This is a genomic window from Micromonospora sp. CP22 (assembly GCF_009712475.1).
In the GTDB taxonomy this organism is placed as follows: Bacteria; Actinomycetota; Actinomycetes; order Mycobacteriales; family Micromonosporaceae; genus Micromonospora.
On record NZ_VCJO01000022.1, the window covers coordinates 45,713 to 58,631 of the forward strand.

Annotated in this window: 7 protein-coding genes; 4 read left to right on the plus strand and 3 right to left on the minus strand. The window is 71.1% G+C overall.

The features are described from left to right. Positions 1-56 precede the first annotated feature (56 nt). Positions 57-4,430, plus strand: coding sequence for an ExeM/NucH family extracellular endonuclease (locus FF096_RS23520; RefSeq protein ID WP_230462893.1), 4,374 nt, complete (start codon positions 57-59; stop codon positions 4,428-4,430). 172 nt (positions 4,431-4,602) lie between these two features. Then, the gene (locus tag FF096_RS23525) at positions 4,603-6,003 is read left to right on the plus strand and encodes an MBL fold metallo-hydrolase (RefSeq protein ID WP_155221742.1); all 1,401 of its coding nucleotides are present in this window, start codon (positions 4,603-4,605) and stop codon (positions 6,001-6,003) included. A gap of 245 nt (positions 6,004-6,248) precedes the next feature. Here FF096_RS23525 and FF096_RS23530 read toward each other — a convergent pair whose 3' ends face one another. Together FF096_RS23530 and FF096_RS23535 are read right to left on the minus strand one after the other, a co-directional pair. Continuing rightward, entirely contained in the window at positions 6,249-7,508 is a 1,260-nt protein-coding gene (locus tag FF096_RS23530; protein ID WP_375335382.1) for an RNA polymerase sigma factor, read from the minus strand. Positions 7,509-7,561: 53 nt separating this feature from the next. Next, positions 7,562-7,897, minus strand: a complete 336-nt coding sequence (locus FF096_RS23535; protein WP_155221743.1) for a YciI family protein — start codon at positions 7,895-7,897, stop codon at positions 7,562-7,564. 328 nt (positions 7,898-8,225) lie between these two features. Between FF096_RS23535 and FF096_RS23540 the strand changes: the two genes are divergently transcribed. Together FF096_RS23540 and FF096_RS23545 are read left to right on the plus strand one after the other, a co-directional pair. Then, a complete protein-coding gene (locus tag FF096_RS23540; protein ID WP_155221744.1) occupies positions 8,226-9,296 on the plus strand; it encodes a lytic polysaccharide monooxygenase in 1,071 nt (356 codons plus the stop codon). Between the two features lie 303 nt (positions 9,297-9,599). Then, the gene (locus FF096_RS23545) at positions 9,600-11,384 is read left to right on the plus strand and encodes an N-acetylglutaminylglutamine amidotransferase (RefSeq protein WP_155221745.1); all 1,785 of its coding nucleotides are present in this window, start codon (positions 9,600-9,602) and stop codon (positions 11,382-11,384) included. 9 nt (positions 11,385-11,393) lie between these two features. On the opposite strand, the gene FF096_RS23550 is transcribed toward FF096_RS23545, so the two are convergent. Continuing rightward, the gene (locus tag FF096_RS23550) at positions 11,394-12,539 is read right to left on the minus strand and encodes a glutamate--cysteine ligase (protein WP_155221746.1); all 1,146 of its coding nucleotides are present in this window, start codon (positions 12,537-12,539) and stop codon (positions 11,394-11,396) included. Between the last annotated feature and the right edge of the window lie 380 nt (positions 12,540-12,919).

Here is a 12,919-nt window from a genome sequence, read left to right on the forward strand (position 1 = left end):
ACCGGACACCGGGGCCGCTTATCCTCCGACGGTCTACTCCTTCGGAGGCCGCTTACATGCAGCGCACAAGAAGTTCCCGACTACTCACAATCCCGGGCGTACTGGTCACCGCCACCACGCTCATCCTCTCCAGCGGCACCACCGCGTTCGCGGACCCGGTGCCCACGACGCCGTTCATCAGTGAGATCCACTACGACAACGCCGGCACCGACACCGGCGAGGCGATCGAGATCGAGGCGCCGGTCGGCTACGACCTGACCGGCTGGCGGATCGTCCTCTACAACGGCGCCAACGGCTCCGCCTACAGCACCCGGACGTTGAGCGGCGCGGTGCCGGCGACGGGGGTGGTCGTCGAGTCGTACCCGACCGACGGCATCCAGAACGGCTCACCCGACGGCGTCGCGCTCGTCGCGCCCGACGGGGACGTCGCCGAGTTCCTGACCTACGAGGGCACTTTCACGGCGGTCGGCGGACCGGCGGACGGCCTGACCGGTGTCGACATCGGCGTGCAGGAGACCGGGTCGACCCCGGTGGGCCACTCCGTCCAGCGGATCGAGGGCAGCTGGCAGGCACCGGCACCGAACACCTTCGGGGTACGCAACACCGCGTCGGACCCGGACCCGGACCCGGACCCGACCGGCTGCACCGTGACCGTGGACCACACCATCGCCCAGGTGCAGGGCAGCGGTGACGCCACCCCGCTCGCCGGCAGCCGGGTGACGGTGGAGGGCATCGTCACCGCCGACCACCGCACCGGTGGCTACAACGGTGTGTACGTGCAGACGGCGGGCAGCGGTGGGGAGCGCCCCGTCGCCGCCGGAACCGCCTCCGACGGCATCTTCGTGTACCTCACCACGAACACCGCCAACCACCCGTCGGTCGCGATCGGTGACCGGGTACGGGTCAGTGGGACGGCGAACGAGTACAACGGTCTCACCCAGCTGACCATCGGGGCCCGGACCGACGTCCAGGTCTGTGCGCAGGGCGCACCGCTGCCGGCACCGGTCCCGGTCGAGTTCCCGCTGGACGACGCCGCCCGTGAGTCGGTCGAGTCGATGCTGGTGGCGCCGGTCGGCGCGTACACCGTCTCCGAGGTGTACAACACCAACCGGTACGGCGAGGTGGTGCTCGCCGCCGGTGACCAGCCGGCCCGGACGCCGACCGACGTGGCCCGGCCCGGCTCGGACGCCGCGCGGGCCCAGGCCACCGAGAACAAGCTGCGCCGCGTGCTGCTGGACGACGGTAAGACGACGAACCTGGCCACCGCCGGGCTGCTGCCGCCCTACCTCTCGCCGACCAGCCCACTGCGGGTCGGCGACTCGGTGGAGGCGTTCGGCCCGTCGGTGCTGTCGTACGGCTTCGACGAGTGGCGTCTGCAACCGACCCGCCCGGTCGACGCGGACACCGCACCGGCCGACCGGACCACGTTCAAGGCCACCAACCCGCGTACCGGCGCTCCCGTCAACGTCGGCGGTGACCTGCGGGTGGCCAGCTTCAACGTGCTGAACTACTTCGTCCACTTCGGTGGTGACGCCCGAGGTGCCGCCGACGAGGCGGCGCTGGCCAAGCAGGAGGCGAAGATCGTTTCGGCGATCAGTGCGCTGAACGCCGACGTGGTGGCGCTGGAGGAGATCGAGAACTCGGTCCGGTTCAACACCACCGACCCGCAGCAGGCGCTCAAGCGCCTGGTCGCCGCCCTGAACAGCAAGGATGGCGCGGGCACCTGGGACTACGTCCGCACCCCGGCCGAACTGCCCGGCGCGGCCCAGCAGGACTTCATCACCACGGCGATCATCTTCAAGCCGGCCAAGGCACAGCCCAAGGGCCCGTCACGGTCGGTGAACGACGAGACGGTGTGGTTCAACGCCCGCGAGCCGATCGCGCAGACGTTCACCGCCGGCTCGGTGGACTTCATCGTGGTGGCCAACCACTTCAAGTCCAAGAGCGGTGCCGGATCCGGCGACAACGCCGACACCGGTGACGGTCAGGGCGGCTGGAACGGCGACCGGATCCGGCAGGCCACCGCGCTGGCCGCCTTCGTGGACCAGGTGAAGGCGGACAGCAAGACCGACAACGTGCTGCTGCTGGGTGACTTCAACGCGTACACCCACGAGGACCCGATGCAGGTCCTCTACGGCAAGGAGTACCGCAACCTCAACGACACCGGGAAGACCAGCTACGTCTTCAACGGCGAGTCGGGCTCCCTGGATCACGCGCTGGCCTCGCCGTCGCTGGCGGCGCGGGTCACCGGGGTCGACGTCTGGCAGATCAACGCGGTCGAGTCGTACGCCTTCCAGTACGACGGCCTGGCCGCCTTCTTCGCACCGGACGCGTACCGTGCCAGCGACCACAACCCGCTGGTGGTGGGCATCGACACCGGGACCGGCACCGGCCCGGTGGACCTCCAACTGCTGAGCATCAACGACTTCCACGGTCGGCTGGAGTCCCCGGCCACCGTGGACGGTCAGCCGGTCGGCGGCGCCGCCCAGCTCGCCGGGTTGGTCGATCAGCTGCGGGCGGAGAACCCGAACACCGCGTTCGTCTCCGCCGGTGACAACATCGGTGCCTCCACCTTCATCTCGGCGATCGACGACGACAACCCGACGATCGACGCGTTGAACCAGGCCGGCCTGCTCGTCTCGGCAGTGGGTAACCACGAGTTCGACAAGGGCATGGCGGATCTGACCGGGCGGGTGACCGACCGGGCCGCCTTCCCGCACCTGGGTGCCAACGTGTACCGGGGCGACACCCGGGCACTGCCGGCGTACTCGGTGAACACCATCGGCGGTGTCCGCGTCGGCTTCATCGGCGTGGTCACCGAGCAGACCGCCTCGCTGGTCAGCCCGGACGGCATCGCCGGGCTCACCTTCCGCGACCCGGTCGCCGAGGCCAACGTGGTCGCCGGCCAGCTCAAGGACGGCAACCCGGACAACGGCGAGGCCGACGTGGTGGTGCTGCTCGCCCACGAGGGTGCCGCGACCGAGAACATCGACTCCGCCGAGGCCTTGGCGAGCGACCCGGTCTTCGGCGAGTTCACCCGGGTCGACGCCACCATCGACGTCATCTTCAGCGGGCACACCCACCAGCCGTACGCCTTCGAGGTGCCGGTCCCCGGCACCGACAAGCTGCGGCCGATCGTCCAGGCCGAGGACTACGGCAAGCGTCTGGGCAAGGTCACGCTGACCTTCGACCCGGAGACCGGCTCGGTCACCTCTGCCGACGCGTCCCTGGTGGATGTCGTGGGCGCGCCGCAGGACGCGGCCGTGGCGCAGATCGTGGCCGACGCGAAAATCCGGGCCGAGGAGCTGGGTCAGCGCAAGCTCGGTGAGATCACCGCCGACATCAAGCGGGCCTACACCGACGGCAACGAGGACCGGGGCAAGGAGTCGCCGCTGGGCAACTTCATCGCCGACGTGCAGCTCGCCGGTACCCGTGACGAAGGCCGGGGTGGAGCGCAGATCGCGTTCATGAACCCGGGCGGTCTGCGGGCCGACCTGCTGTACGGCGACGACGGCACGGTGACCTACTCCGAGGCGTTCGCCGTCCAGCCGTTCGCCAACGACGTGGTCACGAAGACCTACACCGGCGCCGAGATCAAGCAGACGCTGGAGCAGCAGTGGCAGCCGGAGGGCGCGTCCCGCCCGGTGCTCTGGCTCGGTGTGTCGAAGGGCTTCAACTACACCTACGACCCGCAGGCCCCCCAGGGCTCGCGGATCACCTCGATCACGCTGAACGGCACGCCGATCGACCCGGCGGGCAGTTACCGGGTCACGGTGAACTCGTTCCTCGCCGCCGGCGGGGACAACTTCACCGCCCTCGGTGGTGGCACCAACCCGGTGACCACCGGCGACAACGACCTCACCATGCTGGTGAGCTACCTCGCCGCCAACTCGCCGGTGACCCCGGACACCGGGCCGCGTTCGTCGGTCGGCCAGGGCGGGCCGGAGTGCACCACCACGATCACCGGGAAGTACTCCAAGCCGCTGATCGTGACCACCGGCCTGACCTGCGTGGACGAGGCGACCATCGCGGGCCCGGTGTCGATCGCCGCAGGTGCTTCGCTGCGGGTCACCGGCGGCACCATCAACGGTCCGGTGTCCGCCACCCGACCGGCGCTGTTCGAGGTGTCCGGCACGAAGATCTCCGGACCGGTCACGGTGGCGGGCACCACCGGCGACCTGAAGATCAGCAAGGCCCGGATCAACGGGCCGCTGTCGCTGGTGTCCAACCTCGGTGGCGTACGGGTCGACGAGGTCACTGTCAGTGGCCCGGTGAGCGTGACGGGCAACTCCGGCAGCCAGCCGGTGGTCGTCGCGGCGAACACCGTCAGCGGGCCGTTGGCCTGCTCGGGCAACACCCCGGCCCCGGTCAACGAGGGTCGGGCGAACACAGTGCGCGGCCCGGCCTCGGGCCAGTGCGCACGCCTGTGACCGGTAGGTGACAAAGCCGGTCCGCGATCGGAGCGATCCGATCGCGGACCGGCCACCGTCTGCCCCGCGGTCCCGCCCGACCGGGTGAGGCGCGCACCGGCACCCGATCGGGCGGCATCTGCGCACCTCGACTGGGTAACCAGGCTGGAGACGACCTATCGAGGAGCGGGGCATGGCGGTGCAGGTGTCGGTCATCACGACGTCGTCCCTCGGCGACCGCAGCTACCTGGTCGACGACGGCCGCTTCGCGGTGGTGGTGGATCCGCAGCGGGACGTCGACCGGGTGCTGTACCGGGCGGGTGCGGCCGACGTACGGATCACCCATGTGGTCGAGACACACCTGCACAACGACTACGTATCCGGCGGAGTCGAGTTGGCCCGGCTGACCGGGGCGCGGCACCTGATGGCCGCCGCCGACGAGGTCGACTTCGACCGGGTGCCGGTCGACGACGGCGACGTCATCGAGGTGTCGGACACGCTGCGACTGAGAGCGGTCGCCACCCCGGGTCACACCTATCACCACCTGTCGTACCTGGTCGACGAGGCCACCGAGGACGGCTGGGCCCCGCTGGGGGTCTGCACCGGCGGGTCGCTGCTGTTCGGCACCACCGGTCGTACCGATCTGCTCGGTGCGGAGCACGCGCACGAGTTGGCCCGACGGCAACACACCTCGGCAGGGCGACTCGCCGACCTGCTGCCCGACGGGGCACAGGTGTGGCCGACCCACGGCTTCGGCAGCTTCTGCTCGGCCGGCCAGTCCGACGCGCCGGACTCGACGATCGGCCGGGAGAAGCAGGTCAACCCGGTGTTCCGGCTGGCCGAGGCCGAGTTCGTCACCGAGACCCTGGCCGGTCTGGACGCCTACCCGGCGTACTACGCGCACACCGGGGCGGTCAACGCCGCCGGCCCGGCACCGGTGGATCTCACTCCGGTGGCGCGGGCCGACGCCGCGCAGTTGCGGGAACGCATCGCCGCCGGGGAGTGGGTGGTCGACCTGCGACACCGCAAGGCGTACGCCGTCGCACACCTGGCCGGAACGATCAGCCTCGGCCTCGACGGCCCGATGTCGACCTGGCTCGGCTGGCTGGTCGACTGGGGTGCCCCGATCACGCTGCTGGCCGAGACTCCCGAGCAGATCGCCGACGCCCAGCGCGAGTTGGTCCGGATCGGCATCGACCGGCCCGCCGCCCAGGCGACCGGCGCACCCCGACAGTGGGCCGGTCAGCCCACCGAGCTGCGGAAGCTGCACGTCGCGGACTTTCCGGCGTTGGCCGCCGCGCAGCGCGGTAACCCGCCTGACGGGCTGCCCGCCCCGCAGGCCGTCCTCGACGTCCGGCTGGGCAACGAGTGGCGCGGCGCTCACATCGCTGGTGCCGTGCACGTACCGCTGCCCGAACTGCCCCGCCGGATGGCCGACGTTCCGGCCGGCGCGGTCTGGGTGCACTGCGCGTCCGGCTACCGGGCTGCCCTCGCCGCCAGCCTGCTGGCCAACGCCGACCGCGACGTGGTGCTCGTCAACGACCTCTTCGACAATGCCGAGGCGGCCGGCGTACGGCTGAGCCGCGACGCCTGACCACCCGTCGGCGGGCAGGCGCGGCGCGGGGTGCCTCACCAGGCACGTATGCCTCACCGGCGACGCTGCCGGCATTGTTGATGGCTCGGGCCCCGCCGTTGCGGCCGTCGAGGAACACCGGGCTGGTGTTGCCGCGGAACCAGCGCACGGGGGCGGAGAGGTCGTCGCTGCTGGCTCCAACCGCCACCCAGGTGCCCACATCCTGCCAGGCTACGGTGACCGGCGGCACCAGGACAGCGGTCCGGCTACCCGTGCCGGGCGCGACGCGCCCGCTCCAGCAACGCCCGGCGCTCGGCCTCGCCGGGCACCCGGTCCGCCGCCGCCCGGAACAGCGCCGCTGCCCGTTCCTGGTCGCCCTGCCGGGCGACGAGGTCCGCCTCCACCGCCAGGGTCAACGGATAGCCGTCGAGCCCGCCACCGGCGCGTGCCTCGGCGAGCAGGGCCAGTCCGGCCGCCGCACCGTACGCGTACCCGTGGGCGACGGCCCGGTTCAGCGCGATCACCGGGGTGGGCTGCGCCTGGACGAGGTGGTCGTAGCAGTCGGCGATCCGTCGCCAGTCGGTCTGCTCGGCGCTGGGCGCGGTGGCGTGGCACGCCGCGATTCGGGCCTGCCAGGCGTACGGGCCGGGCTGTGTCAGCTCGGCGAGCAGCCGGTCGGCCTCGGCGATCGCCGCATGGTCCCACCGGCTCCGATCCTGATGATCGAGCGGGATCAGGTTGCCGTCGAGGTCCCTTCGGGCGGCACGGCGAGAGTGCTGCAACAGGCACAGCGCCAGCAACGCCCGCGCCTCCTGCTGCTCCGGCATGAGCCGCACCAGCAGCCGGGCCAACCGGATCGCCTCTTCGGCGAAGGCCGGCTCCCCGTCCGCGTCGTACCCCTGGGTGAACAGCAGGTACAGCACGCCCAGCACCCCGGGCAGCCGCTCGGTGAGGGCCCGGCCGCGCGGCACCCGGTACGGAATGCCCGCGTCGGCGATCTTCGCTTTGGCCCGGGTCAACCGGCGGGTCATGGTCGACTCGCTGACCAGGAAGGCGCGGGCGATGTCGGCGGTCGGCACCGCGCAGATCGTGCGGAGGGTCAGCGCGACCCGCGCCTGTGGTGCGAGGGCCGGATGGCAGCACGTGAAGATCAGCCGCAGCCGGTCGTCCACCACCTCCTCGTCCGGCACCGGTTCCGCGGTGGCGGCGGTGAGCGCCAGCACCGCCACGTCACGCAGCTTGCGCCGTTCGACCGAGGCCCGCCGCAGCACGTCGAGGAGCCGGTTACGGGCAACCGTCATCAGCCAGCCGACGGGGTTGACCGGCACCCCGTCGGTCGGCCAGCGTTCCAGCGCTCGGGCCAGGGCCTCCTGGGTGCAGTCCTCGGCCAGCGTCCAGTCACCGGTGATCCGGATCAGCGTCGCCACGATCCGTGGGTACGCCTCGACGGCGGTGGCCGCGACGGCTTGCGCCGCCGCGGCCCGTCCGGCCGCCGGACCCCCGTTCTCGGCGGGCCGCCGTGCCACCGCGTCATCGCCGCCGGTCGCCTGCGGCACCGCCGGCCCGGCGGCCGGATCGGTCACTGCTCGAAGTCGGCGAACGGGCGAAGTTCGATCCGCCCGGCCCAGGCCATCGGATGCGACCGGGCCACCTCGATCGCCTCGTCCAGATCGGTGCACTCCAGCAGGTCGAAGCCGACGATCATCTCTTTGACCTCGGCGAACGGCCCGTCGGAGACCAGCAGTTGGTTGTTGCGGACCCGTACCGTGGTGGCGGCCGACGCCGGTGCCAGTTGGGCGCCCTGGAGACGCCGTCCGGTCGCGTCGTGCTCCGCCACCCACACCTCGACGTCGGGGTGGTTGCTCGGGTCCGGGTCCGGCTCCGGGTCGGTGCAGACCAGCATCAGGTACTTCATGTCAGTGCCCTTCCGTTGATTCGTCCGGTGGTTGCACCGACATGACGAACGGCGAACCCGGCATCCGGACCACCGCAGGGTTTCACCTTTCGTGCGGCTCCACCCGACCGCTCGGCGTACCCCCGGTGGCTGGAAAGCCGACCCCCCTTCCGGAAAAGATTCACACGAGTGGATACGATGGGTACTATCGCGCTTGGGAGCCGCCGAGCCGCCGCAGGCAACACAGTCACCTGCCTGCCCTGAGATCGTCATGTCGATCGACGCATTCCTCCCGGGACTGGGCATCCCGGGAAGTGACACCGGCGTCGGCGGATCAACTGGAGCATTGATGAAACTCGCACGAACAGCACGTCGCCTGGGACTCGGCGCAGCCGCAGTCCTCGCTGCGGCGTTCACCATGGTCGTGGTCAACCAGCCTGGCCCGGCCTCGGCGCACGGTTCGGTCACGAACCCGCCGTCGCGCAACTACGGCTGCTATGAGCGCTGGGGCGGTGACCACCTCAACCCGGCGATGGCGCAGAGCGACCCGATGTGCTGGCAGGCTTTCCAGGCCAACCCGAACACCATGTGGAACTGGAACGGCCTGTACCGCGAGAACGTCGGCGGCAACCACCAGGCCGTCATCCCGGACGGGCAGCTGTGCAGCGGTGGCCGCACCCAGAACGGGCTGTACGCCTCGCTGGACGCGGTCGGCGCCTGGACCGCCAAGCCGATGCCGAACAACTTCACCCTGACGCTCACCGACGGTGCCCGGCACGGTGCCGACTACATGCTCATCTACATCACCAAGCAGGGCTTCGACCCGACCACGCAGCCCCTCACCTGGAACAGCCTGGACCTGGTGCTCCGCACCGGCTCGTACCCGACCACCGGGCTCTACGAGGCTCAGGTCAACGCGGGCAACCGCACCGGGCGTCACGTGGTCTACACCATCTGGCAGGCGTCGCACCTCGACCAGCCGTACTACATCTGCAGTGACGTGATCTTCGGCGGGGGCGACAACAACCCGCCGCCGACCACGCCGCCGCCCTCCAACCCTCCGCCGACCACGCCGCCGCCGACCACGCCCCCGCCGCCCACCACGCCCCCGCCGGGTAACGGTGCCTGCACCGCCACCTACCGCGTGACCAACGAGTGGCCCGGTGGCTTCGGTGGCGAGGTCGTCGTCCGCGCCGGCAACGCCGCCATCTCCGGTTGGACGGTGAACTGGACCTGGCCCAACGGTCAGAGCATCACCAACTCCTGGAACGCGACGATCACTTCGAGCGGATCCTCGGTCACCGCCTCGAACGTCAGCCACAACGGTTCCCTGAGCGCCAACGGCACCGCCACCTTCGGATTCAACGGATCCTGGAACGGCACCAACGGCGCACCGACCCTTTCCTGCACCGCCCGGTAACAGCCCGTCCCGCAGGGGGTGGCGCACCAGCGCCGCCCCCTGCGCGCTGTCCACCCACGGTCCTGCGGCCCGCGTTCACGGCCGCAGCACCCGCTCGACCTGCCCGCCGGTTCTGATCCACCGGTCGAGGGACCTGCCGCCTCCCCTCGCGCAATCCCCTCCGCCGGGCACAGGCGGCCACGTACCGTCGAGGCAGGCCGGCCGTCCCACGGGCCCGACGGTCGGGGAGGAGGACCAGTCGACCTGCCGACGCCCGCCGGGACACCCGGACGGACGTGGGGGCGAGCATGACATCGGAACGTGATGTGCGGCATCAGCGGTGAGGCGAGGTTCGACGGCGCGAGCCCGGACGTAGCCGCGGTGACCCGGATGACCGAGGCCATGCGGTCCCGAGGCCCGGACGGCGAGGGTCTGTGGAGTGACGACTGGGTGGCCCTCGGGCACCGCCGGTTGACCGTGATCGACCTGTCCGAGGCGGGCGGGCAGCCCATGGTGCGTGAGGATCTCGGCCTCGCGCTGGTCTTCAACGGCTGCGTCTACAACTATCCGCAGCTGCGCGAGGAGCTACGCGCGGCGGGGCACACCTTCCGCTCGACCAGCGACACCGAGGTGATCCTGGTGGCGTACGCGCAGTGGGGTGAGGACTTCGTCGACCACCTGGTCGGCATGTTCGCCGTGGGCCTGGTCGACCGCGTCCGTCGTCGGCTCGTGCTGGCCCGGGACCGACTCGGCATCAAGCCCCTCTACCTCGCCGGGACGCCGGGCCGGCTGCGGTTCGCCTCGACGCTGCCGGCCCTGCTCAAGGCGGGCGACGTGGACACCGGCGTCGACCCGGTGGCGCTGCACCATTACCTGTCGTGGCACTCGATCGTGCCCGCGCCCCGGACCATCCTGCGCGGCGTCCGGAAACTCCCGCCGGCGACCGTGCGGGTCGTCGAGGCCGACGGTGGTAGCCGCGACCGCGTCTACTGGCGGCCCGACTACGTCCGCGACCCCGCCCACGCCGACTGGGACGCCCGGGACTGGCGAGCCGCGATCGGTGACGCCCTGCGGACCGCAGTACGACGGCGGCTCGTCGCCGACGTCCCGGTCGGTGTGCTGCTCTCCGGAGGACTCGATTCGAGTCTGATCGTGGCGCTGCTCGCCGAGGCCGGGCAGCAGCACCTCCGCACCTTCAGCATCGGCTTCGACAGCCGGCACGGCGAGACGGGCGACGAGTTCCACTACTCGGATCTGGTCGCCCGTGCGTACGACACCGACCACGTCCGGATCCGGCTCGCCAACGACGACCTGGTCCCAGCCGTACGCCGCACGATCGACGCGATGACCGAGCCGATGGGCAGCCACGACGTGGTCGCCTTCCACCTGCTCTCCGAACAGGTGGCGGCGCATGTCAAGGTGGCGCAGTCCGGCCAGGGGGCCGACGAGGTGTTCGCCGGGTACGGCTACCACCACCCGCTGACCGAGGTGCCCCGGGCTGACGCGGCGCGGACCTTCGCCGCCGCCTTCTTCGATCGGGACCACGCCGAGCTGTCCCGGGTGGTCGGGCCGGCACATGCCGTCGACGCCGACGTCAGCCGGGAGCTGCTCGTCGCCGAGTTGAACGCGCCGGGGGCGGACACCGCACTGGACGCGGTGCTGCGTCTGGACACCCATCTGATGCTGCCCGACGACCCGGTCAAACGGGTGGACAGCATGAGCATGGCGTGGGGGTTGGAGGTGCGTACGCCGTTCCTCGACCAGGACCTGGTCGCCCTCGCCGCGGCCTGCCCGCCGGAACACAAGATCACCCAGGGCGGCAAGGGCGTACTCAAGGAGGTCGCCCGCGAGGTGCTGCCCGCCGAGGTGATCGACCGGCCGAAGGGCTATTTCCCGGTGCCCGCGCTGCGCAACGTCGACGGTCCGGTCCGCGACCTCGTCGTGGCGGCGCTGCGGACGCCGCAGGCGCGGGAGCGGGGCCTGTTCCAGCAGGCGTACGTGGACGAGTTGCTCGCCGACCCGGAACAGGCACAGGCCGCCGCGGGCAGCAACAAGTTGTGGCAGCTGGGCCTGCTCGAACTCTGGCTACAGACCCACGGTATCCGCTGACCGCCGGGCTCAGCCGGCGGTGGTCTCGGCGGCGAGGTGGTCGAGGACTACGCGTACGTCTCCACCGGTGCGCGCGATGACCCGCCGCTGCCGGGCCGCGCCGGTGCCGTCTCGGCGCAGCCGGGCCAACTGCTTCAGCACGTACGGCAGGTCCCCGTGCCGGACCAGCGCGGGTGTCACCAGGGCGAACAGGTCCTCGACGAGGTCCCAGGCCGGTCGCGCACCGCCACCGCGCAGGTCGATCAGTCGGCCGTCCAGCCCTTCGTGGGCGGCCCGCCAGTGTGCCGCCGCGAGCAGGCAGTTACGCAGCCGGGGTGCCGGCACGCCAGCGCGCACCTGGTCGACCATGGTGGCGACCAGGGCTCGTACCAGGGCCGCGACCAGCACCGTGTCGTCCACCCCCGGGCAGACGTCCCCCACCCGGACCTCCACCGTGGGATAGCTGGCCGACGGTCGGGCGTACCAGTAGACCATCGCCGCGTCGAGCATGATCCCCGCGTCGACCAGCTCCGCCACCGTCGCGTCGTACTCGGCGGCGGAGGCGAAGTACGGCGTCGGCCCGATGCTCGGCCAACGTTCGAGCTGCATGGAGCGCCAACTCGCGTGGCCGGTGTCCACCCCGTCGTGTAGCGGCGAGTTGGCGGTGAGCGCCTGCACCACCGGCAACCACGGCCGCAGGTGGTTGCAGACCTGCACCGTCAACTCCCGGTCCGGCAGACCCACGTGTACGTGACAGCCGCAGACGGCGGGATCGTGTGCGACCGGGCCGAACCGACGGGACATCGCGTGGTAGCGAGTTTCGTCCGGCACTGTCCGGTGCGAGTCGCGTACCGGAGTGGCGCCCACCGCGACGAGCTGCGCTCCCGCCGCCCGGGCGGCCTCCGCAGCCGCACGCCGCAGGGCGACCAGGTTCGCCCGGAGATCGGCCAGATCGGCACAGACGGGAGTGACCATCTCCACCATGCTGTGCCGGAACTCCTTCCGGCTCTGGTTGCGGGCCGTACCGCGCAGCGCGATCAGCACCCGGTCCGCGACCGGCAGGCTCTCTCCCGTCTCCGGGTCCAACAGCAGGAACTCCTCCTCCACCCCGATGGTCAACCGCGTCGGCACATCCACGGCCCTCGCGGACGGTGCGGTGGACGGGTGGTTCGTCATCGTCGGCATCCCCTCCTGCCGGCAACGGTCGCCGCCGCACCGCAGGACTTCCCCGCCGTGGCCGTCGCAAACTGTGCATAAGTGCGTGGTTGAGGGGGCTCGCCTGTAGTGAGCCGCGTCCCAGGCGGCGTCCGGCCATGGCCTTCTCAACCCACGCTAACAACGACCGGGCGGGCTCGGTACACACCGAGCCCGCCCGTTCCAGCTCCGCCCGATCCGCTCGCGGGGCGTGCCAGCGCTCATCCGTGTCGGCGAGCGTCCTCAACCGCGACCATCAGGCGTGTTGAGCCGGATCTGTGTGTTGTCAGCGTTGGAGGGTGAGGATTCCGGGGCGGTAGGGCAGGAGGCCGTAGTCGCCGCCGGAGTTGGGGGAGCGTCCT

Excerpts from the sequence above, each read along its gene's own strand:
- FF096_RS23520 (WP_230462893.1), top strand. The coding sequence starts at position 57 with ATGCAGCGCACAAGAAGTTCCCGACTACTCACAATCCCGGGCGTACTG.
- FF096_RS23525 (WP_155221742.1), top strand. The coding sequence starts at position 4,603 with ATGGCGGTGCAGGTGTCGGTCATCACGACGTCGTCCCTCGGCGACCGC.
- FF096_RS23535 (WP_155221743.1), bottom strand. The coding sequence starts at position 7,897 with ATGAAGTACCTGATGCTGGTCTGCACCGACCCGGAGCCGGACCCGGAC.
- FF096_RS23540 (WP_155221744.1), top strand. The coding sequence starts at position 8,226 with ATGAAACTCGCACGAACAGCACGTCGCCTGGGACTCGGCGCAGCCGCA.
- FF096_RS23545 (WP_155221745.1), top strand. The coding sequence starts at position 9,600 with ATGTGCGGCATCAGCGGTGAGGCGAGGTTCGACGGCGCGAGCCCGGAC.
- FF096_RS23550 (WP_155221746.1), bottom strand. The coding sequence starts at position 12,539 with ATGACGAACCACCCGTCCACCGCACCGTCCGCGAGGGCCGTGGATGTG.